The organism is Ruoffia tabacinasalis (genome assembly GCF_005864045.1).
Lineage (GTDB): Bacteria > Bacillota > Bacilli > Lactobacillales > Aerococcaceae > Ruoffia > Ruoffia tabacinasalis.
The window spans coordinates 34286-56088 of sequence record NZ_VBSP01000006.1 but is presented as its reverse complement, the minus strand read 5'-3'; the positions used below and the strand labels follow the sequence as shown (position 1 = coordinate 56088).

The following is a 21803-nucleotide window of genomic DNA, read 5'->3' as shown; positions in this document are numbered from 1 at the left end:
GTTATACTATAAGTTAATAATTATTTGTTTACTTTCGGAGCGATTTATTCACTCCACTTAATATCGATGCGATATTATTAATACGGTACTATTAGAAAAGAGATGAAAGTATGAAAGAATTACCCATTGGCTTTATTGATTCAGGGTTTGGTGGTTTAACGGTTGTAAAGCAGAGTTTAAAACAACTACCTAATGAATCAATCATCTATCTAGGTGACAGTGCACGTACACCTTATGGGCCGAGATCATTACAAGAAGTTAAACGATATATATGGCAGATGACGAATTACTTACGCGAAAAGGGCATCAAAATGCTTGTCATTGCTTGTAATACAGGGACAGCAGCTGCGTTAGAAGAGATTCGAGCAACATTAGCTATTCCAGTTGTTGGTGTGATTCATTCTGGTTGTCGTACAGCTATTAAGAATACGACCGGCGGACACGTCGGTGTTATCGGAACCCAAGGAACAATTAATAGTAATATGTATGAAGAGGTGATGCTTGAAAAAGCTGACACACTCAATATTACGAGTATCGCTTGTCCTGAATTTGTTGAACTCGTTGAGTCTCAAAATATTGAAACGGACGAAGCTCTTGATATTATAAATCATCGATTAGAACCCTTAAAAGAGGCGAAAGTAGATAGCCTTGTTCTAGGATGTACACATTATCCCTTACTGATTGACAAGATTCAAAAGGTCATGGGACCAGAGGTTACTTTGATTGATTCTGGGGTTGAAACGATTAATGAAGTGAGTACCTTACTCGATTACTTTAGTTTAAGTCGTACCGCAGAAGAAGCAGCACTCACACCAGCAACGCAAGCAATTTATACGACAGGCAATGCTTCGGAATTTGAAACATTCGCCCGTCAATGGTTAAAGCAACCCGAACTCAAAGTTCAAGAATGTGATATAAAAGGAGAGATTATCGTTGATCGTCATGATAGCTAGTCATAATCAAGGGAAAATAAAAGAATTTAAAGAGATGTTCAAAAACACTGATATCGAAGTAAAATCATTATTAGATTACCCTGACGTTGAAGAAGTTGAAGAAACTGGAACAACATTTGAAGAAAATGCGCGTTTGAAAGCTGAAACAATTGCCAATGAATTACAGGTCATTGCTTTAGCCGATGACTCAGGCTTGGTTGTTCCATCATTAAACGGCAAACCGGGGGTATATAGTGCAAGATACAGCGGGGAACCGAAAGATGATCAACGAAATAATCAGAAATTATTAACCGAGATGGCAAGTTTTGAAGGGGAAGACCGCCAGGCATACTTTCAATCGGTATTAGTATTAGCTTATCCAAATAATGAAAGTCTAGTGGTTGAAGGTAGAGCCAAGGGTTATATACTCAAAGAATTGAGTGGAGACGATGGATTTGGCTATGACCCATTATTTTATTATCCTGAGAAAGACCAGACATTTGCTGAGATGCCCCTGGCTGAAAAGAATAAAATAAGTCACAGAGCAAAGGCAATGCAAGAATTAAATAAAAAAATAGATACATGGATGAAGGAGCTGGATATTTATGAAAATGATGATATTAAGTGACAATCACGGACGTTGGAAAAAAGTATATGACATTGTTAAAGAAGTCAGACCAACAGTGGATTATATCTTCCATCTAGGTGATTCAGAATTTGAACAAGATGATTCAATTTGGGAATTAATCGATGGAGCGGTAGAAGGGAACATGGATGGTACTCATTATTATCCTATGGAACAAATTATCGATACACCTGAAGGTAAAGTATACTTAGTTCACGGACATGTTCAAAGTGTTAATCGGACAAACAGCGCGGTCATTGAATTAGCTAAAGAACGCGGAGCGAACTTTGTGTTTCATGGTCACACGCATCAATTAAAGAGTGAATTGATTGATGATGAATTACTATTAGTTAATCCAGGTAGTTTAAATAATTCAAGAGGGATTCATCCATATAAAACATATGCGATTGTTAATGTAACTAAAGATGAATATGAAGTGACGTTCTATGATGAGGATATGAAACTACTAGAAGAGTTAACACACACCTATCCAAGATAAAAAAATGCGATGAGTTTTTAAGCTCATCGCATTTTTTTATTATGTTTCGTCGTAAACAGAACTTGGAATTTTGAAATCTTGTTCTTGTAGAGCAAATAAATATTCACGATAGAAAATACTTGTATGCATATAATCTTCTCCCGTTGCTACAGTAAAAGCAATACGGTAATTGAATGTTTGATCAACTCCTCGAACAAAACCAACAATGGAAGGTTCATCGCGCATGACTTCATTGTATTTTTCATAAATCATTTGAGTTATATCTTCCATTTCTGCTTCAAAAGTTTTAAATTCAGTTTCGTCTGCTACAGGGATTTCAATCGTAACTTGACGCGTACTACGGCTTTTATTGTTAACCGTTGTAATTAAACTATTGGGAATATAAAACTTATCCCCACTAGCAGCCTGAATGGTTGTTGTACGTATACCAACATCCTCAATTGTACCAGTAATTTCTTCCGCTGGAATTTGCACAAAATCTCCCACTTCAAAGTGATTCTCAAAGATAATGAAGAAACCATTAATCATATCATTGATCAGATCTTGGGCACCAAGACCAATCGCAACCCCGGCAATCCCAGCACCAGCTAATAACGTTCCAACTGGAAAACCTAAAGCTGTGAGTAGATAATATATAAATAGGAAGTATAAAATATACATTGAAAAGTTACGAAGTAAAGTATTAATTGTCTTAATTCGTTGTGGTGATTGCTTTCCTCTAAAACTGATACGACCTGCAGGGTTCGCATCAAAGAATGATTCGACAAGGTATTTCACGATTAAAAAAATAATCGTAATGATTATTAAACGTAATAATATTGTTCCAAAATAAATAATATTCTCAGATGTTTCTTCTGGCATAAAATTCCTTAGAATTGCTTCTAAGTTTAATTGTCCGATTGCCAAATTATCACACTCCTTTACTAAAATATAACAGAATTAGAATGATTTAAATAGTTTTTTGCATGATTAGAAAGACGCTTCAAAAATATTTTGTAAAAAAACTCACTTTATAAGTATCCAATTATTTGTACAATATCCTTAAAAATGATATATTTATCCTATAAGAACAGGGAAGGAGTGAGTTAGAAGTATGACAATAGGAGAATTAGCTGGAATTATTGCAGCGCTTGCATTTGTGGTATTAGTTGTATTTATTTGTTTAAATTTATCAAAATTATCACAAATTTTAAAAGATGTAAACGAAACGGTGGCAAAACTAAATACTACTATTGATGTCGTGACAAAAGACGTAGATAATCTATCGATCGAAGTTGAGGGGTTATTGAACAAAGCGAATACGTTAGTTGACGATGTAAATGGTAAATTAAGTAAAACAGATCCATTATTTGTTGCTATCGGAGATTTAGGTACTTCGGTATCTGATTTAAATGATTCAACTAAAAATATGACTTCAAATTTATTGAAAGGTGTAGGAAAGAAACGCCAATCACCGATTAAAAAATTTGTAAATTCAGCTAAGAGAGTAGCACGCAAACGACCATCAGCTGGAGAAGCGGCGCCGTCACCAAGAACAGAAACGTCGAATCAACCGGTGACTAAACCAAAACCACCTGTACCAACGGTAGATTCATTAGAGAAAGAATTATATGAATCAGAATTATTTGATATTAAACATAAACCAGCTTCAAAGACAGCTGGAGAAATAACAATAAAAAACTAAAAGAATGATAATAGAAAGGATGATTTGAATGAGTAAAAATGGAGGATTTTTCTTAGGAGCATTATTTGGCGCTTCAGTAGCAGGGATTGCTGCTTTATTATACGCACCAAAATCAGGGAAAGAATTACGTCGTGATATTGCCGTTGAAGTTGACCAGTTTTTAGATAGCGCTGGTGAATATACTGACTATGCAGTAGAACGCGGTGTTGAATTATATGATGCTGCCTATGAAACAACTGAAGATATTAAAGTAAATCTAAAAGATTCAGCGGATCAATTTAAATCTCAATTTGATGATATTCGTCAAGAAGCAACAACAGAATGGGATCGTGTAAAAAGCGATATGAAAGATTCAAAAGATGAATTAAGTAAAGATGCACAAAAATTAAAAGAAGATGCAGAAGACTTAGGAGATACTATCACTGTTGAAGCAAAAGATTTAGCAGATGATGTTAGTGACTCAACACAACACGTAAAAGCTTCAACTGAAGACGCAGTTGATACCGTGAAAAATGAAGTAAATAAATAATAAATTAGCAATGTGAATGATACATTAATTTAATGTATTATTCACATTTTTTATTGACATTTTCATGAAAATATAGGAACATGGAGTCTTGGGTATATTTATATCATTTTCATAAAAACATTGCTGAAATCGTCATTCACTGGAAATAAAACGCTTGCAATAAAAAATGAATTGTGATAAATTTACAACAAGTAGATACTTATTTGAAAGAAGGTTAGCCCTATGGAAAAACAAACAATTACAATATATGATGTCGCTCGTGAAGCAGGGGTTTCTATGGCAACGGTATCTCGTGTTGTCAATGGTAATCCGAATGTTAAACCTAGTACACGCAAAAAGGTTTCAGAGGTTATTGAAAGATTAGATTATCGACCAAATGCCGTAGCTCGTGGTTTAGCAAGTAAAAAAACGACGACAGTTGGAGTTATTTTACCGAGTGTAACGAATTTATTCTTCTCATCTTTAGCTCGAGGAATAGACGATATTGCGTCAATGTACAAATATAACATTATCTTAGCAAACTCTGATGAGAGTCAAGAGAAGGAAGTACAAGTATTTAATACATTACTTGCCAATCAAGTAGATGGAATTATCTTTATGGGACAAAATGTTTCAGAGTCTATTCGTAAAGAAATCGAACGTACATCAACACCGGTTGTTTTTGCTGGTACTTTAGTTGACAACCCAGAATATTACAGTGTGAATATTGATCACACGGTTGCTACAAAAGAAATCACAGCAGAATTATTAGACCATGGACGTCGTGTTGTTTTAGTGACAGATGAGCCAGAATTATTAACGTCTCAACACCGTTTAGAAGGATTTAAAGCTGCATATGAAGAAAAAGGTGTAGAGTTTGATGAAGACTTAGTTATCCAACAAGCACTACGATATACGGATGCTGATAAAGTATTAGAAGAATTACAAACCCTTAAGGCAGATAGTGTTATCGTTAAAGAAGATACATTTGCTGCCGCATTAATGAACGCTGCTTTAGACGCTGGCTTTAAAGTACCAGAAGACTTAGAAGTGATTACTAGTGATAACTCAATCGTTACTGAAATTGTACGACCAAAATTAACAAGTATCCAACAACCATTATATGATATTGGTGCAGTTGCGATGCGTCTGTTAACTAAAATTATGAGTAATGAAGAAGTTGAAGAGAAACAAGTAATTTTACCGTATAAGATTAAACACCGTGGTTCAACATTGCACAAAGATGAAAATTAAATAGTAATGAAAAAAATCCCGCTAAATTGTTTAATTAACAGTTAAGTGGGATTAATTCATTTGCTTGTATATTATATAAGGTGAATCAAATAAAATTGACTATGACAGCCTTTTTGTCTTCATAATAGATATATGGTTAAATAATTAAAAGCATCTCTTAAATAGGGCGTAATTGCGTTAAAACGGAATAAAATATATTTCAAATATAATAATAAAAAGACACTGAGAAAACTACTAATAAAGTAGCGCTCAGTGCCTTTTTCTGTTTTTTAACCTTCCGGTGTCGATTCTGCCGGTTGTTCCTCATCACTTGAGTCATTATTTTCATCTGGATTCTCTATTGTTTCATCTTCATTAGATTCATCCTGATTACTTTCGTCGCCCTCGTTACTTTCATCACTTTCTTGGGATGATTGTTGCTGCTGCTGTTGCTGTCTTCTTTGTTGTTCTTGAGTTGAACGAACATTATTCCAGAATCGAGCAAGATCTTCTTCAGTAGCTCCTAACATAAAGTCAAAAGTTAACTCAGGTGCAGGGTTAGAAACCTTGAATAGCTCTGTCTTCGTTGGTCCAGTTAACTGATAAGTATTGCCATTGTAAGTAAATCTACCTGGAAGTGTACCCGTTTGTTCTAGAACAGTTTGTTCTCGGACAGAATCAGGTTGGACGAAAGTTTCTTCCGTACCGAAAATTTCTGGGCGAAGTTCATATAAATCATTCACAATACGAGACCAATAGATCTGACTACGAACACTTTCACGGTCAAAACCATCATTCACATCAATCGTATAATCAGCATATCTTGAATCATAACCAATCCAAGAACCAATTGTAATCGATGGGGTAGAAGCAATAAACCATATATCTTTAGAGTTTTCACTAATACCTGATTTTGCAATCCAATCTCCTGGGACATTCATGTATTCATTCGCAGTACGACCTGTACCTTCGGTCATAGTGTCTCGTAACATGTCAACCATGATATAGTTTGTATCTTCCGAGAATACACGTGTCGGAGCTTCGTTTTGGTTGAATACAACATTACCAAAAGCATCCTCGATACGTTCAATATAGTGACCATCCACATATTCTCCACCGTTAGCAAACGTTGAGAAAGCACGTGTTTCTTCTAGAACAGTAGGACCAGTAGTCACACCACCTAGTGAGAAAGCTAAGTTATTTGTATCTTCTTCGGTATATGAGTCAATAGTATTGAAGCCCATACGCTCTAGATAATCAATCACAGGAATACCTTGAGAACGTAATTCGTCATAAATACGAACCGCAGGTATATTATCTGATCTTAATAGGGCAGTTCGAGCGGTCATTAATGTATCACTCACAACACTACCATAGTTCGTTGGTGCCCAAGTTGAACCATCTTCATAAGTTTCTACAAAAGCTGTATCCGGAATAACTGTAGAAGGGTTAATGATATTGTTCTCCACTGCAGGTCCATAAACGGCCATCGGTTTAATGGTTGAACCTGGTGAGCGACGCATTTGAAATGCGTGGTCAATTTGGTTATTCTCAAAATCAGTTCCCGCTACGAATCCAAGGACCGCACCTGTATTGTTATCAATTGCAACTAAACCAGTTTGAACTTCTTCCACATAGTATGTTTCCACACCAGTCTCAGGGTCAGTGTAGACACCATCATAAACCGCACCAAGCTGATCCTCATAGGCTCTAGCTGACTCTTGGAGTTGGTCATAAATTTCTTTATCGATTGTAGAATATACGCGGTAACCCCCAGTACGTAACTGTTCTTCAGCCGCAAAGTAATATTCATTGTACCATTCGTCATCACTATAGACTTGCTTCCATGAGTATCCATCGTCTTGAATGTTTAATAACATAAGTTCCTCAATGGCACCATTCATAACCGCTTGATATAAGTATGATTGACGAATTTCTTCACGCGGCTCGGCTGGCAAGAAGTCTTGAGTAATATCATAAGCAATAGCTGTTTCATATTCGTCTTTAGTAATTTTTTCAGCACGATACATACGATATAAAACTTCATTCATTCGTTCGATACCAAATTGAAGGGAAGCCTCGTCACGGATTTCACCATTTTGATCGTAAGGAGTATAAGTATACGGGTCTTGAGGAAGACCGACTAAGAATGCGGCTTGATTTAAAGAAACATCCTCTGGTGCTACTCCAAAAATACCCTCAGCTGCTTTAACAATACCAGCCACATTATCTCCGTTATTATTTCTACCGAAAGGAGATACGTTTAAGTAGGCTGTTAATATTTCTTCTTTAGAAAAATAGTTTTCTAATCTTAAAGCTAAAAGAATTTCATTCGCTTTTCTAAAGAAAGTCACATCATTTGTTAGCATTTGTTGCTTAACTAATTGCTGTGTTAGCGTTGAACCACCTGTACCCGAACCCGTTAAGAAAGTTTGGAGAACAGCACGAAGCAATGCTTTTGGAACAATTCCCGGATGTTCTGAAAAATATTCATCCTCAGTTGCAATAAAACCGTCGACAATATAATTAGAAATATCGTTCAGATTCGCAACAGAACGAACAATATCTGTTCGGACATTGGCAATTGGGTTTCCGTCAGCATAGTACAATGTACTTTGTTGTTCTAGACGATTAATCTGTTCTGCCATCTCACGTTCAGTAGGAGGGGGCGTATTTGCTACAAGATTCGCAAAGAATCCGATACCAGTACCACCAACAAGTGCTCCCGCTAAGACGATAATAATAATTAAAGACATAATTAATCGTTTGATAACATTAAAAGTTACGTTTATTCCAAAAAATGTTTTGTCTTTTAATGAAAAGTTTTTTAGTGAATATTTATCTTTTTTACTTTGACGTTTTTCTCTTTTAGGATCAACTGCTTCTTCACCAGTTTCAACCTCAGAGTCCGTACTTGCAACAACTCCGCCAGCTAATGTCGCAGCTCCTGCGGGATTTTCAATGCTTTGTCCTAGAGGAGCGGCTGATGCAGTTTCACCCTCAGGATTGAACACATGAATTGAATCCATTGAATCAGCCCAGTGTGCATCCGGCTTACTTTCAGATTGCACTTCATCATCTGTTATAGCTTGCTTTTCATCATCGTCAATGTCATTTGTTTGGATTTGAGACTCAGAGTCAGGCACATTCGCTTCACCCTCAAGTGGAGTAGGATCAATCACTTGAGGTGTAGGCATTACTGGAACAATTGGTTTGTTATCAGTATCCTTAGAATCGTCATGATTGTCGTTTGTTGAAGCTGACGGTGACTTAGTTGTTTGATACGAATCTTCAATTTCTTTGTCCGAACTCATACTTTCAAGTTGTGTGATTCTTTCTTTACGACGTCGTTCTCGTTCAGCTAATAATCGATCAGGACTTGGGAGATCAGAAGCCGCATTGTGTGTTGAGTTATTATTCAACGGCTCCTCTTTATTATCTTCTGTATCAGATAATGAAAAGACTGGCTTATAGGCACTTTTATCAGAATAAAGCTGATCATTGAGTTCTGATTCTCTGCGTTCTCTTACAATATTTCGTTTGATTGCATCATCTCTTAACGGAATGTTGCTTGTGTTAAGAGAGGCTCTTTTGGCTCGTTCATTTAAATCTCGGCTTTTCGCTGATTTAATATCTGAATAAGTAGAAGAGGGCGCTTCATTTGTTTCGCTAAATAACTTTTGAACCCGTTTAATTGACCGGTTTATCATTAAACTTGATTTATTCGGATCGAATTTATTATCGGGTGATGTATTTTCTTTATTAAAGTCCGAGTTAGAAGAGCTTTCCTTCCGAATATCAGAATAGCGTTCTTGTTGTTCCTCTTGAAAATCATCATAAAAGTTATCCCACTTATTAGAAGAGGGATGGTTATTTGATTCATTAGTATCTTCAGACGGAACTTTACGATTTGAGTGGCTATCTTCAATAGGCTCGTCAAATGAAATATCAAAAAACTTACTATCATTAGAATTATTTTTTGAATGTTTATCAGTCATTGATTCACCATCTTCCTGTTAAAATTTATTATTAAGCCGTTTCGGTATTCTCTAAAGATTCCCCAATGGCTTCTAAGCGATTTTGCCATTCAGAAGTTGTAAGATGATGCTCGCTTACAAAACGATTGCGCGGATGACGACGGCATTCTGGTGAACATCCACGGACATATTTTGCTTCATTTTCTTCTGAACTTAATATTTGTTTATTACAATCTGGGTTTGCACAGTTTACATAACTTTCACAAGGCGTTCCGTCATAGTAATCTTTACCAACAATAGTCGGTGATACGCGGTTAATTGGTACTGAGATACGCTCATCAAAGACGTACATTTGACCTTCCCATAAATCCCCTTGAGTTTCTGGGTCTTTACTGTATGTATCAATTCCACCTTCTAATTGGCCAACTTCTGTTGTGATACCTTCGCGAAGCATCCAACCAGAGAACTTCTCACAACGTACGCCTCCTGTACAATAAACAACGACTTTTTTGTCCATGAATTTCTCTTTATTGTTTATTACCCATTCAGGTAATTCACGGAAGTTACGAATTTCAGGGCGAAGCGCACCTTTAAAGTGACCTAAGTCATATTCATAATCATTACGTGTATCTAATACAATGGTATCTTCGTCTTCTAGCGCTTCACGGAATTCTTTTGGTTTTAAATGTTTACCTGTTGTTGTTAGTGGATCGATGTCATCCTCTAAGTTTAACGAAACGATTTCTTCACGTACACGCACAAACATTTTACTATGAGCATAGTCATCAGCAGGATCTTCTTTGAACCATACGTCCTCAAATCCTGGAAGAGAATGTAAAAATTCTTTATATTTCTCTGTTTGTTCGATTGTACCAGAAACAGTTCCATTAATACCTTCAGTTCCAACTAAAATACGTCCTTTTAGGCCAGTTTTTTTACAAAAGGCTAGATGCTCTTCTCTAAACTGCTCAGGATCATCAATAGTCTCGTATTTATAGTATAATAACACCTTAAATTCTTTCTTCATTATTTTTCCTCCTTGTAGTTGCATACTACAGTTTTCTGAATATATATTATACTATTAAATCAAGAATGGTAACAGGTTTTAGCTAAAATTCATATAAATGTAATAGAAAAATCATATTATAGATGTGAATTATTATCTAAATTGGTATAATATTATTTAGATAATAATAAATATATCACAAAGATGGTGAATTTTATGCTGAAAAACGTATTGTTAATAACAAACCCAGTTGCAGGAAAAGGGTATGGAGAAAAGTATGCTCAAAAATTAAAGAATGTTCTTGAAGATTATCATCAATCTAAAGTTGAGATAAAAATTACTGAAGAAGAATTCGATGCAACAAAATGGAGTAAAAATGCAACAAAAGATGGATTTGACACAGTCATTTGCTTAGGTGGCGATGGTACAGTGTCAGAAACGGTAAATGGAATTATTGAAGCTCAAGATAAGCCGGTATTTGGCTTTGTTCCAATGGGGACGGTTAATGATTTAGGCCGTGCATTGGGATATAAAATGAACGCAAAAAAAGCGATTGAAGATTTTCAAACTGTTTCGATCGATAAATTAGATGTTGGAAAAGTAAATGATCGTATATTTATTAATGTAATTGCATTAGGACCGATTGCAGAAGAAGTAATGACGACAGCTTCAGATGATAAGAATCGCTTCGGCGCTCTTGCTTATGTAAGGGACGGTATGAAAGCATTCTTTACCGATAAAGGTTATGAAGTTCGAGTGACAGCTTCAGATGGTACGGCCACAGATATTAAAACAAATTTATTATTTGTTGGTCTAACAAACAGCATTGGTGGCGTTGAATTTATGGTTCCAGGAGCCAATTACAATGACGGTAAAGGTTACTTATCCGCAATAAAAGGACATACGCCAATAAGTACGATTCGAGCAGGACTCGAGGTTGGGTTATCTAATTTAGATGCAGATAATATCTTCAGATTATCCGACCATAAATTTAAAATTGAGTCAATCAATAATGAATCGATTACTACTAACGTCGACGGGGATAATGGACCAGAATTGCCATTAGAGATTGAAATTTTGGGTCAAGCGATTGACGTTTTAATTACTGGTGAAACCTAAAAAGCATATTGTGAGCAATATATTTGAAAATACGTTATAATTGTATTAGTGAGCGTTAAGGTCAACGAGGAAAGAGGGAATTAACGTGAGTGCAGAAAACGTAACAGCAAGTGAACGTAAGATTATTGAGCGTGAACTAAGAAGAGGTACGAGTAAATCCCGTATTGCAGCGATTTTAGACGTTGATTACGATAAAGGACTTATCAAGATTGAAAGTGTAAAGGATAAAATTCGTCCTGAAGTTGGTAATCAGATCGAGTTTAAATTCAGAGATAGTAAGATGACCGGAATAATTATCAAACTATTAACTAATAGTGCCGTTGTTGAGATATATTGGAGTAAATCTGATATTACGATGCGTGATATTTGCGAAGACCGTACAATTGTAAACTTCAAAGATATTGAATCGTTTGTATCGCTTCCAGAGCAAGTAGAAGACGAAGATATTATGTTCGAATATGAAGAAGTAAAGACAACAAATTAATAAAGGCAGGCCTTGAATATCGTCAGGCATGTCTTTAATTTATTTCTTTAAGATTTAGATAGAGTATAAGTAAAGAGGCCTTCCATTTATTGTGGAGGGCCTCTTTATTTACGCGTGGAATAATTGTGCTAATTCGTCTTGAGCAAGTTGGTAATACTCCTTTTCCTGTTTTGTAAGAATATCAATCATCTCATTTTCTAAGCCGAATTGTAATAATGTATAGTTTAACCATTTTTGTGGATCTGAAATAGCCTCATCATAAAAAGGATAAAAAACCATCGCATGCAAATTGAACAATTCTAGAATTTGTTTAGCAAAGTGAGGATCAGTTTGTGAGAAATAATCTTCGATGATCCGTATACCTGTTTGATAAAAGTCCGTACTAGTATAAGGCTTTAACTGTTTCGTTTGGATATGCTTCTCTACATTTAGCCACGTATAGTCAATATCTAAAAACTCACCATTAATAATTATATAATGTAAGATGTCATTTTTAATAAAATTCAAAAGATTGTCATCATTTAGAAGTACTTTCAAAAGTGGTAAATTCTTGTCTAAATCAGTTTGATAAACGAGTTTTAATTTAGATAAGACTTCAAAATGGGACTTCTCTAGTAACTGTTTCGCATATGCCTCAATTCTTTCTTTAGTTGTTAAAGCATTTATTTCTTGCTTTACATTTAATAAATCCGAAATGGTTGTAATGGCTTTATTTAATTCAGTCGTCGCAGTTGAACTTTGAATTGAATCTCTCAATTGATATAATTTATTTAAACTTTCGCTCGTTGGGCTCATAATCGGTAGGGATTGGGCATACAAACTTGTTAGCTCTGAGGATTGTGAGATAAAATCCAATGTAAATTGGTCTTGTTCCCATAATCTAGTTAGCTGTTCTTGCTTGTTAAAAGCAATATATAATTTAACTAATTCAGTAAAAACGAGTGGGTTAGATTCAAGATTATAACTATTTTCTAAGTATTGAATCGCTTTATTGAATTGGTTGTTTTCTAGAGCGTTGCTTGCTTTTCTATAATAATTTTCAGCATTATTAGGCATTGGTGTGATATCAGTCATAGTCAGTTCCTTTCATAAAAGAATAAGAGGTCAAAAATGATAAAAATAAGTACAGATGCTGCTTTTAATCCTAAAATTCAAGAGTCCGGCATCGGAATCCAAATCAATCATGGTAAACAACAAGAATTAATTAAAATACATATATCTGAAGTCGTAGATAACCATGTGGCTGAGTTTTTAGCATTAATCGGTGCTTTAAACTTTGTTAAAACACATCTTGATATCAATCAGATTATCATGTATCAGTCAGATAGTAAAATTGTCATCCAATCCATAGACAAAAAATTTGCTAAGAATAAAGAATATAAAAAGTTACTCGATTATATATTAAAAACATTGAATGATTCGCCTACATTTTTCGCTAATTGGATTCCTGAAGCTCAAAATCGTGGCGCAGATTCCTTAGCTAGGCAAGCATTGAGAAAAGAAGGAAAGATAGCAAAAGATATAAAATATTCCGAATTAGAATTAGAGCAATTATAAAAAAAGCTTGTTGATTTGGCAAGACGCCAGTCAACAAGCTTTTTTGAGTATCTACAAGGGTATGAGTTATTTCGTCCCCCAGTACTGGTAATAAGTTACCTTCAATGGGCCATTATATAATTTGCGTTTTTTAGTAGCTTTCTTACCATAAAACTCTTCGAATTTATCATCACTTGTGATAATGTATTTACTCCAAGTAGGCATCGTTTCATATAATTCACCCATTTGGCGATAAATGTTTTGGACATCTTCTTCTGATAACATACGGTCCCCATATGGAGGGTTAGAAATTAAGATTCCATAATCAGTTGTAGGGCGGTAATCAGATAATTGCATTTGCTTGAATTCGATGGAGTCACCGACTCCTGCTTCACGTGCATTGTCTTTAGCAATTTCAATCATCCGTCCATCAACATCCGTACCATAGATTTGTAAGTCCTTATCGTAATCCGCTGCTTCTTTAGCTTCTTGACGCGTTTTATCCCAGATATCTGTATGTTCATTCAATAAATTCCACTTTTCACAAGCAAATTCACGTTTTAAACCTGGGGCAATATTATGACCCATTAAAGCCGCTTCAATAAGAATCGTTCCTGAACCACAAGTTGGATCATATAAAGGACGATCATCATGCCAAGTTGTTAACATAACTAACGCCGCTGCCATATTTTCCTTCATTGGAGCCGTACCCTTATGTTCACGGTATCCACGTTTAAATAAACTTGACCCACTTGTATCTAAAGTTAACATGACGTGATCTTTTCTAATGGCTACTTCAATCGGGTAAAGGGCACCAGTTTCTGGTAAGTCAGTACGGCGGTGATAGAAGTCCATCAGTCGCTTACTAATGGCTTTTTTTACAATACGTTGCACATTAGGAACACTGTGTAATGTTGATTTGATTGATTTTCCACTTACTGGAAATTCTGCATCCATCGGAAGAATATCTTCCCAAGGTAAGTCATACGTTTGATTGAATAAATCGTCAAAAGTTTTTGTATCAAATTCTCCAAAGATTATCTTTACGCGATCTGCAGTACGTAACCAAAGGTTAGCGTAAGCAATATCTTTTGCAGTTCCGTCAAAACGAACCAGTCCATTTTCAGTTTGAGTTTCGTAACCGAATGATTTTAATTCTCGAGCAACAAGGGCTTCAATTCCAGCCGCTGCCGTTGCTAATAACGAATAAGTTTTCATAATTTTCACTCCAATATTTATTACGCTTTAAGTTTACATAAAAAAAGACTCTGATTCCAGAGTCAATTAAATAATCCTATGAGTAAGTAAATTTCTATAAGCCATGTCCTGTCATTATCTCTAGCATAGGAACTAGGGATAATGGATAATCATCTATCTACGATAAAAATATCGTTCTCTTCTTTTGTTCATTTACTACTCGAAGAAATGCCCCTACCAATGTTTGGGTTGCTCGCTCGAGGGGTTTACCGCGTTCCAATCTTATAGTTTCCTATAAGCGTCGTCTCTGTGGCACTTTACAAATTACTAAATCATAGCCGAAGCCTTAGATAGTTCTTTCGCCGTTAACCTAATAGGGTACCTTAACTTATTTTTTCGTTAAGCACGAACACTACAAGCATCTCAGCTTGTGCGAGCATGGACTTTCCTCAGTTAATTCAATAACCGCGATTATCCGAAATTTACTCAGTCATTTATTAATATTTTGTTGCTTTAGAGTAATCGATCGTATTGTCAGTGTTGTCAATTTTCGAACCGAAAACATGCTTCTCTAAATTAGATAAGCGTTTTAAGATATCAAAGTTTGTCACGCCACTCCCTGGAGAGTTTGGTGTACTTTTCTTAGCTAAAGCAAGTTGTTTAGTTAATTCATCAACTTTACTGATGAGACGTTCGTTTTCATTTTTTAAATAAACTACGTCTTTTTGGAAAGAATCATAATCTCTGATGATACTATCTAAATATTCATCAACTTCAGCAGTATTGTATCCACGAACAGATTTATTAAACTCTTTTTGCAAAATATCTTTTGCTGTTAAGTTTTTTTCTGCCATTATATTCACCTCGTATATTATATATTTTTATTAGAATGGCACTTTAGATTAATCACATTATAAGTTTACTATGACTTTGAATAAATATCAAAGCAAAACTCTAAAGTAGCGATTTTGTTTAATTTTAAAGACTAAATTTCATTTATTATGCCATGAAATTAGACAAATTGTTAATCCATTATAATGTGTTAAGTCTTGAATAACAAGGGTAAAATGATATTTTCACAAAATATATCTACATAGCGAGAAAAAACAAATAATTTTAATGTCATATTATAAGCTTGGTGGTTGTTAATTAAATTGAATTATCTTAGAAAATCAGTCATAATATGTAATGACTAAATAGGTGGTGTATGAATGAATAGAGCAAATATATTAAATGTGTTTGAACAACTTATTGAGGAGTCTTATTTTCATTGTGAATGGGCTATTGAATGGCAAGAGCGAGAGAATGAGATTGAGTTAATATTCCAAATGAATTTAGAAAATCCGAATAATCTTTCTTTTATAGATAATTATGACAACATCAGCCATCAAACTGAACTCGTATATAATGTAAAAATTATGATTTACAAGGATGGTTATAAACGCTTCAGTGATAAGGATTATATTGTGTCAATACCAGTGAATAGTGAGCGTGGAATTGATTACGGAAAATGTTTAGCAATTGTTAAATACTTAAAAAATCTAACGTCTTCTGTTGATGTCAAGTGGCTTGATTTTCTTTCAGAAACGGATGTGGAAGAATTTTCATTGAAATGGAAATGGAGTGACTTTGAAGCGATCCAAAACCGTTTAATTGAAAGCAATCGCTATAGTGAAACGCCCATTTATTTTCCAAATCACGAAGATATTAATTAAGGAGTGATGAATATGGATAAAGTATGGAAAGAAATAAAAGTAACGTTAGATTCCTTGCAAACAGTGGATATAGATTTAGTTAATTACTATTTAAATGAAGCGGGTGCAGTAGGTAATGAAATTAAATATGCACAAGGGTATTTAGAAAATCATCCGAATTTGTTTGGTGAAATTCCAGAAGAACTACCTGAAGATTACTTAAATCATCCCGTCGAGGTGATTGGCTATTATGAATCTGAGATTGATTTAGAAAAACTTGAAGAACAATTAAAAACTGTCGGAAAGGTTGATTTTAAGGTTGAAGTGGCTGATTTAGAAACTGAAAATTGGCATGATAATTGGATGCAATATTATAAACCTGAACGAATTTCTCGCTTTTTATCTATTGTACCTGAATGGCAAGATAACTATGAAGCTGCACCGTTTGAACAAGTCATTTTTATGGATCCAGGCGTTGCTTTTGGAACTGGGAATCACCCGACAACTCGCTTAAGTGCTCAGGCACTTGAAATGGTTATGCAAGGTGGAGAAACCGTTCTTGATGTTGGAACTGGGACAGGAATCTTAAGTTTTATTGCTTCTGTTTTTGGAGCTAAAGAAGTGTTAGGGATGGATTATGATCCTCAAGCAGTCAATGCTGCCATCAATAACTTAAATGCTCAAAAGAATCATGAAATGATTAGTCATCTAATCGACGCGCAAAAAATTCGCTTTATTGAAAATGATTTACTAAAAGGAATTGACCAAACAGCGGATGTCATTGTTGCGAATATTTTACCGCATATTCTAGTAAATTTATTCTCTGATGCTCATAAGTTATTGAATGACAATGGGTATCTGATTTTAGGCGGTATTTTAAATGAGAAAGCGTCGTTTATAGAAGAAGCAATTGAAACTCACAACTTTGAAATTTATCAAAAAACTCAGATGAGAGAATGGGTAAATTATATTGTTGTTAAGGGAGATATGGACTAATGCAACGGTATTTTTCAAAACAAACCCTAGAAGTTAATCAACAGATTCAACTAGAAAAAGTTGATAATCATCACATTGTTCGAGTGATGCGAGGAAAGATTGATGACGAAGTTATAATCGTAGATTCAACAAATATCGCTTATAAAGCAAAGATAGAGACAATTGAAGATAACGTAGCAAACTTACGAATTATAAATGCTTTAGAAGACCAACAAACTGAATTACCCATTCAAGTAACTATTGCTTGTGGTTTATCAAAGAATGACAAGATTGATTTAATTGTTCAAAAGGCAACCGAATGCGGGATGAATGAATTTATCCCTTTGGCATTGGACAGAGATGTTGTAAAGTGGAAAGGTAATAAAATTAGTAACCGAATCGAACGACTGGAACGCATTAGTAAAGAAGCAGCAGAACAATGCCACCGTAATGTGATCCCAGAGATAAGTCATTTATCAACCATTGATACTTTGCAAAAAGAAGCCGATAATTATAAGCATAAATTAATTGCTTATGAAGAGACTGCTAAGAAAGGACAACACGGCCAACTTAAAGAAACCTTGAAAGAAGTTCAAGCAGGGGATAATTTAATCATCGTCTTTGGTTCAGAGGGCGGTTTAACAGAGTTAGAAGTAGCCAAATTGAAAGAAGTAGGGTATATTGAATGTAGTTTAGGTCCACGGATTTTAAGAGCCGAAACGGCACCTATATACGCTTTAAGCGCAATGAGTTATCATTTAGAAGTATAGAAAGAGGAGATAGAATGGAATTAGAAAAATATATTGACCACACATTATTAAAAGCAGATGCAACTGAGGAACAAATTGAAAAATTATGCCAAGAAGCAGCAGAATATAATTTTAAATCAGTTTGTATTAACCCAGCATTTGTTGCAAAATCCAAAGAATTATTAAAAGACTCAGATAGCTTAGTTTGTACGGTTATTGGTTTCCCTTTAGGCGCAAATGCGACGGAAGTAAAAGTTTTTGAAGCACAACAAGCTGTCAAAGATGGCGCAGATGAGATTGATATGGTCATCAATATTTCTCGTGCTAAAGATGGAGACTGGGCTTATGTTCTAGAAGAAATCAAAGCAGTTGTTGGAGCGGTTGATGAGTCAATTACAACCAAAGTAATTATTGAAACGTCTTTATTGACAGATGACGAGAAACGTAAAGCATCAGAAGTCGTTAAAGAATCTGGAGCAGACTTTGTTAAGACTTCAACTGGATTCTCTACTGGAGGAGCGACGCTAGCTGATGTTAAATTAATGCGTGAAGCCATAGGTCCAGATTTAGGTGTTAAAGCAAGTGGTGGCGTAAGTAATTATGATGAAGCCATCGCTATGATTGAAGCTGGAGCAACGCGTATTGGAGCTTCAAAAGGAATCGCAATTGTATCAGGAACACTATCGACATCTAATGATAACTATTAAGCTAATTTAAAACACAAATAAAGGCTGTGCTAAACAAAGGCACAGTCTTTTGTTATAATGAAATACAAAGAAAAAAACACAATATTGTTAAATGAGTATAATTAGGTTATAATTGCGCTTATATTTTAAGAAGTGAGGTGAATAAATTTGCAAGGACAAGATTTTTCAACACAAGAGGTAATTGATTTATGTGCAAAGTACATGAATGACAGTAGTTTGGAGTTTATTCAGCGTGCGCTTGATTATGCAACGGAAGCTCATAAAGACCAATTTCGCTTATCCGGTGAACCTTATATTATTCACCCCATTCAAGTAGCAGGTATTTTGGCAGAGTTACAATTAGATCCTTCAACAATCGCTACAGGTTTTTTACATGATGTCGTTGAAGATACGGATCGAACATTGGATGATATCCGGAATGAATTTAGTGAAGTCGTTGCATTTTTAGTTGACGGAGTTACTAAACTAGGTAAATTGAAATTCCAAAGTAAACAAGAGGCTTTGGCCGAAAACCATCGAAAAATGTTACTCGCAATGAGTAAAGATTTACGAGTAATTATCGTAAAATTAGCCGATAGATTACATAATATGCGAACGATGAAATTTCAGCGTAAAGAAAAGCAGATTGAGAAATCACAAGAAGCGATTGATATTTATGCACCGTTAGCTGATCGCTTAGGGATTAGCTCCATTAAGTGGGAACTTGAAGACATTGCATTGCGTTATGTTAATTCAGAATACTACTATTCAATTGTGAATCAGATGGACACGAAGCGTACGGAACGCGAGAACTTTATTCAAGAAACAATTGATGAGATTAAAGTTGCGGTTGAAGAGTTAGGGATTGAAGCAGATATTTCAGGAAGACCGAAACATATTTATTCTATTTATCGTAAGATGGTGGACCAAAGAAAAGAATTTGATGATATTTATGACTTATTAGCTATTCGAGTCATTGTTGATTCAATTAAAGATTGTTACGCTGTATTGGGAGCTGTGCATACGCAGTGGAAGCCAATGCCTGGCAGATTTAAAGATTATATTGCCATGCCAAAAGCGAATATGTATCAATCGATTCATACGACCGTTATAGGAGCGAGTGGCAAACCCGTTGAAATTCAGATTAGAACTAAACAAATGCATATGGTTGCTGAATATGGGGTGGCAGCTCATTGGGCTTATAAAGAAGGTAAGACAAGTAAGGTTGATGAAGAAGATAGTATCAATAAACAGATGACATGGTTCCGTGATTTAGTTGAATTACAAGATGATGCTAAAGATGCCAGTGAATTTATGGATTTTGTTAAAGAAGATTTATTTAAAGATCAAGTCTATGTATTTACACCAAACGGAGAAGTGATGGAACTTCCAACAGGCTCTGGTCCGATTGACTTTGCTTATCACATTCACTCCGAAATAGGGAACAAAACAATTGGTGCTAAAGTTAACGGACGAATTGTCGCCTTAGATTATAAACTGAAGAATGGTGACATTGTTAACATATTGACTAATTCAAATTCGAACGGACCCAGTCGTGATTGGTTGAAGTTTACTAATACGAGTAAAGCCCGTAACCGAATCAAACGCTTCTTTAAACTCCAAGACCTTGAAGCGAATAGTGAACTTGGCGAAAGTATCTTAGAAAAAGAACTGAAAGAAACAGGCCACTCACTAAAAGTATTAAATAATAAAAAAGTCGAAGCCAGTTTATTAGAGCGCTTTAACTACAATACTTTAACGGATTTATTTGCTTCTATTGGATTAGGTGAGGTAAGTGTGTCAACGATAATTAACTTCTTAGATTTAAAACAAGAAAAAGCTGAAGAAGAAGTGCTTGATAATGACACAACTATTTCAAAAGAGGCTTCAAATCGTCAACGCCAAAGAACGGTCCATGAAAGTGGTGTTGTGGTTGAAGGTGCCGATAATTTAATGATTCGCTTAAGTAAATGTTGTAATCCAGTTCCTGGTGATGAAATTATTGGTTATATTACACGTGGACGAGGGATTTCAGTTCACCGTAAAGATTGCCCTAATTTGTTAGCAGAAACGGAATTAAACGATCGATTAATTGATGTTAAATGGGATCAAGAATTCCAACCAACCGAAGAATATATCACAGAATTATTCATTATTGGTTTTGATCGAGCAGGCCTAATTAATGATGTTCTGCATGTTGTCAGCCATACAGTGAAAAGTTTACTAAGTGTTAACGGGAAACGAGATAAAAATAGTACCGCTACAGTATCACTTAAAGTGGCTGTTTCGAATACGATGCAGTTAGATGATTTAATTAATAAATTGAAAAATATACCAGATGTTTATGAAGTAAAACGTGTGACGGGATAATATTCTTTATTCAATGGTTATTGAAAGTTCAAAAGAAAGGTTGTTATGATGCGAGTTTTAATTCAAAGAAGTTTAGAGAGTCATGTTAAAGTCGACGGCGAAATTATCGGACAAATAGACCGAGGCTACGTATTATTAGTTGGCGTGACGCATGAGGATACTCAAGAAGATGTTGTTTACTTAGCTAGAAAAGTAGCCAATATGCGACTTTTTGAAGATGGGGACAGTAAAGTTAACCTTTCTTTATCAGATGTTGGTGGAGATATTCTATCGATTAGCCAATTTACCTTATATGGCAATACAAAAAAAGGGAACCGGCCAAGTTTTACCAATGCAGCGAAGCCTGATATGGCAAACGCATTGTATGAAGGTTTTAACCAAGCCTTGCGAGAGTACGGCTACAAAGTTGAAGTCGGAAAGTTTGGTGCTGATATGAAAGTATCGATTATAAACGATGGTCCGGTAACAATTCTCTTAGATTCAAAGAATAGAAGTTTATAAATCAATAAAAATGACGCTATCACGTTGA

General features: G+C 35.2%; 21 protein-coding genes and 1 other RNA gene. 15 read left to right on the top strand and 7 right to left on the bottom strand.

The window, feature by feature from the left end; genetic code table 11:
• The first annotated feature begins 110 nt into the window (after positions 1-110).
• Genes racE through FEZ33_RS03230 form a run of 3 tightly spaced genes read left to right on the top strand, consistent with a single transcriptional unit; the run spans position 111 to position 2056 of the window.
• The gene (gene racE, locus FEZ33_RS03240) at positions 111-953 is read left to right on the top strand and encodes a glutamate racemase (RefSeq protein WP_138403961.1); all 843 of its coding nucleotides are present in this window, start codon (positions 111-113) and stop codon (positions 951-953) included.
• On the top strand, positions 943-1560 hold the full coding sequence (locus FEZ33_RS03235; RefSeq protein WP_328590768.1) for an XTP/dITP diphosphatase: 618 nt from the start codon (positions 943-945) through the stop codon (positions 1558-1560). Before racE ends, FEZ33_RS03235 begins: the two co-directional genes overlap by 11 nt.
• Positions 1538-2056 (top strand): YfcE family phosphodiesterase, encoded by a 519-nt coding sequence (locus FEZ33_RS03230; protein WP_138403959.1) that lies wholly within the window; start codon positions 1538-1540, stop codon positions 2054-2056. The genes FEZ33_RS03235 and FEZ33_RS03230 overlap by 23 nt, the downstream gene beginning before the upstream one ends.
• Positions 2057-2095: 39 nt before the next feature.
• Here the strand turns inward: FEZ33_RS03230 and FEZ33_RS03225 are convergent, their stop codons facing one another.
• A complete protein-coding gene (locus FEZ33_RS03225) occupies positions 2096-2962 on the bottom strand; it encodes a mechanosensitive ion channel family protein (protein WP_138403958.1) in 867 nt (288 codons plus the stop codon).
• A gap of 187 nt (positions 2963-3149) precedes the next feature.
• On the opposite strand from FEZ33_RS03225, the gene FEZ33_RS03220 reads away from it, so the two are divergent.
• The 3 genes from FEZ33_RS03220 (at position 3150) to ccpA (ending at position 5502) form a co-directional block, all read left to right on the top strand.
• Positions 3150-3740, top strand: coding sequence for a DUF948 domain-containing protein (locus FEZ33_RS03220; protein ID WP_138403957.1), 591 nt, complete (start codon positions 3150-3152; stop codon positions 3738-3740).
• 28 nt (positions 3741-3768) lie between these two features.
• The gene (locus FEZ33_RS03215) at positions 3769-4269 is read left to right on the top strand and encodes a YtxH domain-containing protein (RefSeq protein ID WP_138403956.1); all 501 of its coding nucleotides are present in this window, start codon (positions 3769-3771) and stop codon (positions 4267-4269) included.
• Positions 4270-4491: 222 nt separating this feature from the next.
• Positions 4492-5502 (top strand): catabolite control protein A, encoded by a 1011-nt coding sequence (gene ccpA, locus FEZ33_RS03210; RefSeq protein WP_138403955.1) that lies wholly within the window; start codon positions 4492-4494, stop codon positions 5500-5502.
• A gap of 269 nt (positions 5503-5771) precedes the next feature.
• Here the strand turns inward: ccpA and FEZ33_RS03205 are convergent, their stop codons facing one another.
• Both FEZ33_RS03205 and trhO read right to left on the bottom strand, forming a co-directional pair.
• Entirely contained in the window at positions 5772-9479 is a 3708-nt protein-coding gene (locus tag FEZ33_RS03205; protein WP_235888756.1) for a transglycosylase domain-containing protein, read from the bottom strand.
• Between the two features lie 31 nt (positions 9480-9510).
• Positions 9511-10485 carry an oxygen-dependent tRNA uridine(34) hydroxylase TrhO gene (trhO, locus tag FEZ33_RS03200; protein WP_138403954.1) on the bottom strand — a complete coding sequence of 325 codons (975 nt, stop codon included), beginning with the start codon at positions 10483-10485 and terminating at the stop codon, positions 9511-9513.
• 195 nt (positions 10486-10680) lie between these two features.
• Here trhO and FEZ33_RS03195 point away from each other — a divergent pair, with 195 nt between their 5' ends.
• Positions 10681-11583, top strand: a complete 903-nt coding sequence (locus FEZ33_RS03195) for a diacylglycerol/lipid kinase family protein (RefSeq protein WP_171031263.1) — start codon at positions 10681-10683, stop codon at positions 11581-11583.
• An 85-nt stretch (positions 11584-11668) separates the two neighbouring features.
• Positions 11669-12067: a DUF2187 family protein gene (locus tag FEZ33_RS03190; RefSeq protein ID WP_138403952.1), complete on the top strand. Its 399-nt coding sequence runs from the start codon at positions 11669-11671 to the stop codon at positions 12065-12067.
• A gap of 108 nt (positions 12068-12175) precedes the next feature.
• Here FEZ33_RS03190 and FEZ33_RS03185 read toward each other — a convergent pair whose 3' ends face one another.
• Positions 12176-13141, bottom strand: coding sequence for a hypothetical protein (locus FEZ33_RS03185; RefSeq protein ID WP_138403951.1), 966 nt, complete (start codon positions 13139-13141; stop codon positions 12176-12178).
• 36 nt (positions 13142-13177) lie between these two features.
• Here FEZ33_RS03185 and FEZ33_RS03180 point away from each other — a divergent pair, with 36 nt between their 5' ends.
• Complete coding sequence (locus tag FEZ33_RS03180; RefSeq protein WP_138403950.1) at positions 13178-13624, top strand: ribonuclease HI family protein; 447 nt, start codon at positions 13178-13180, stop codon at positions 13622-13624.
• A gap of 66 nt (positions 13625-13690) precedes the next feature.
• On the opposite strand, the gene FEZ33_RS03175 is transcribed toward FEZ33_RS03180, so the two are convergent.
• The 3 genes from FEZ33_RS03175 to gpsB all read right to left on the bottom strand — a co-directional run bounded on the left by FEZ33_RS03175 (position 13691) and on the right by gpsB (position 15654).
• Positions 13691-14821: a THUMP domain-containing class I SAM-dependent RNA methyltransferase gene (locus FEZ33_RS03175; RefSeq protein ID WP_138403949.1), complete on the bottom strand. Its 1131-nt coding sequence runs from the start codon at positions 14819-14821 to the stop codon at positions 13691-13693.
• A gap of 92 nt (positions 14822-14913) precedes the next feature.
• Positions 14914-15283: RNase P RNA component class B (rnpB, locus tag FEZ33_RS03170), an RNA gene on the bottom strand.
• Positions 15284-15297: 14 nt separating this feature from the next.
• Positions 15298-15654, bottom strand: a complete 357-nt coding sequence (gene gpsB, locus FEZ33_RS03165; protein ID WP_138403948.1) for a cell division regulator GpsB — start codon at positions 15652-15654, stop codon at positions 15298-15300.
• A gap of 357 nt (positions 15655-16011) precedes the next feature.
• Here gpsB and FEZ33_RS03160 point away from each other — a divergent pair, with 357 nt between their 5' ends.
• From FEZ33_RS03160 to dtd, 6 genes are all read left to right on the top strand, one after another.
• Positions 16012-16515: a DUF3013 family protein gene (locus FEZ33_RS03160; RefSeq protein ID WP_138403947.1), complete on the top strand. Its 504-nt coding sequence runs from the start codon at positions 16012-16014 to the stop codon at positions 16513-16515.
• A gap of 12 nt (positions 16516-16527) precedes the next feature.
• The gene (prmA, locus tag FEZ33_RS03155; RefSeq protein WP_138403946.1) at positions 16528-17490 is read left to right on the top strand and encodes a 50S ribosomal protein L11 methyltransferase; all 963 of its coding nucleotides are present in this window, start codon (positions 16528-16530) and stop codon (positions 17488-17490) included.
• Complete coding sequence (locus FEZ33_RS03150) at positions 17490-18239, top strand: 16S rRNA (uracil(1498)-N(3))-methyltransferase (protein ID WP_138403945.1); 750 nt, start codon at positions 17490-17492, stop codon at positions 18237-18239. Before prmA ends, FEZ33_RS03150 begins: the two co-directional genes overlap by 1 nt.
• A gap of 14 nt (positions 18240-18253) precedes the next feature.
• Complete coding sequence (deoC, locus tag FEZ33_RS03145; protein ID WP_138403944.1) at positions 18254-18925, top strand: deoxyribose-phosphate aldolase; 672 nt, start codon at positions 18254-18256, stop codon at positions 18923-18925.
• 201 nt (positions 18926-19126) lie between these two features.
• Positions 19127-21274, top strand: a complete 2148-nt coding sequence (locus FEZ33_RS03140) for a RelA/SpoT family protein (RefSeq protein WP_138403971.1) — start codon at positions 19127-19129, stop codon at positions 21272-21274.
• Positions 21275-21322: 48 nt separating this feature from the next.
• Positions 21323-21775: a D-aminoacyl-tRNA deacylase gene (gene dtd, locus FEZ33_RS03135; RefSeq protein ID WP_138403970.1), complete on the top strand. Its 453-nt coding sequence runs from the start codon at positions 21323-21325 to the stop codon at positions 21773-21775.
• Positions 21776-21803: the final 28 nt, after the last annotated feature.

Excerpts from the sequence above, each read along its gene's own strand:
- racE (WP_138403961.1), top strand. The coding sequence starts at position 111 with ATGAAAGAATTACCCATTGGCTTTATTGATTCAGGGTTTGGTGGTTTA.
- FEZ33_RS03235 (WP_328590768.1), top strand. The coding sequence starts at position 943 with ATGATAGCTAGTCATAATCAAGGGAAAATAAAAGAATTTAAAGAGATG.
- FEZ33_RS03230 (WP_138403959.1), top strand. The coding sequence starts at position 1,538 with ATGAAAATGATGATATTAAGTGACAATCACGGACGTTGGAAAAAAGTA.
- FEZ33_RS03220 (WP_138403957.1), top strand. The coding sequence starts at position 3,150 with ATGACAATAGGAGAATTAGCTGGAATTATTGCAGCGCTTGCATTTGTG.
- FEZ33_RS03215 (WP_138403956.1), top strand. The coding sequence starts at position 3,769 with ATGAGTAAAAATGGAGGATTTTTCTTAGGAGCATTATTTGGCGCTTCA.
- ccpA (WP_138403955.1), top strand. The coding sequence starts at position 4,492 with ATGGAAAAACAAACAATTACAATATATGATGTCGCTCGTGAAGCAGGG.
- FEZ33_RS03205 (WP_235888756.1), bottom strand. The coding sequence starts at position 9,479 with ATGACTGATAAACATTCAAAAAATAATTCTAATGATAGTAAGTTTTTT.
- trhO (WP_138403954.1), bottom strand. The coding sequence starts at position 10,485 with ATGAAGAAAGAATTTAAGGTGTTATTATACTATAAATACGAGACTATT.
- FEZ33_RS03195 (WP_171031263.1), top strand. The coding sequence starts at position 10,681 with ATGCTGAAAAACGTATTGTTAATAACAAACCCAGTTGCAGGAAAAGGG.
- FEZ33_RS03185 (WP_138403951.1), bottom strand. The coding sequence starts at position 13,141 with ATGACTGATATCACACCAATGCCTAATAATGCTGAAAATTATTATAGA.
- FEZ33_RS03180 (WP_138403950.1), top strand. The coding sequence starts at position 13,178 with ATGATAAAAATAAGTACAGATGCTGCTTTTAATCCTAAAATTCAAGAG.
- FEZ33_RS03175 (WP_138403949.1), bottom strand. The coding sequence starts at position 14,821 with ATGAAAACTTATTCGTTATTAGCAACGGCAGCGGCTGGAATTGAAGCC.
- gpsB (WP_138403948.1), bottom strand. The coding sequence starts at position 15,654 with ATGGCAGAAAAAAACTTAACAGCAAAAGATATTTTGCAAAAAGAGTTT.
- FEZ33_RS03160 (WP_138403947.1), top strand. The coding sequence starts at position 16,012 with ATGAATAGAGCAAATATATTAAATGTGTTTGAACAACTTATTGAGGAG.
- prmA (WP_138403946.1), top strand. The coding sequence starts at position 16,528 with ATGGATAAAGTATGGAAAGAAATAAAAGTAACGTTAGATTCCTTGCAA.
- FEZ33_RS03150 (WP_138403945.1), top strand. The coding sequence starts at position 17,490 with ATGCAACGGTATTTTTCAAAACAAACCCTAGAAGTTAATCAACAGATT.
- deoC (WP_138403944.1), top strand. The coding sequence starts at position 18,254 with ATGGAATTAGAAAAATATATTGACCACACATTATTAAAAGCAGATGCA.
- FEZ33_RS03140 (WP_138403971.1), top strand. The coding sequence starts at position 19,127 with ATGAATGACAGTAGTTTGGAGTTTATTCAGCGTGCGCTTGATTATGCA.
- dtd (WP_138403970.1), top strand. The coding sequence starts at position 21,323 with ATGCGAGTTTTAATTCAAAGAAGTTTAGAGAGTCATGTTAAAGTCGAC.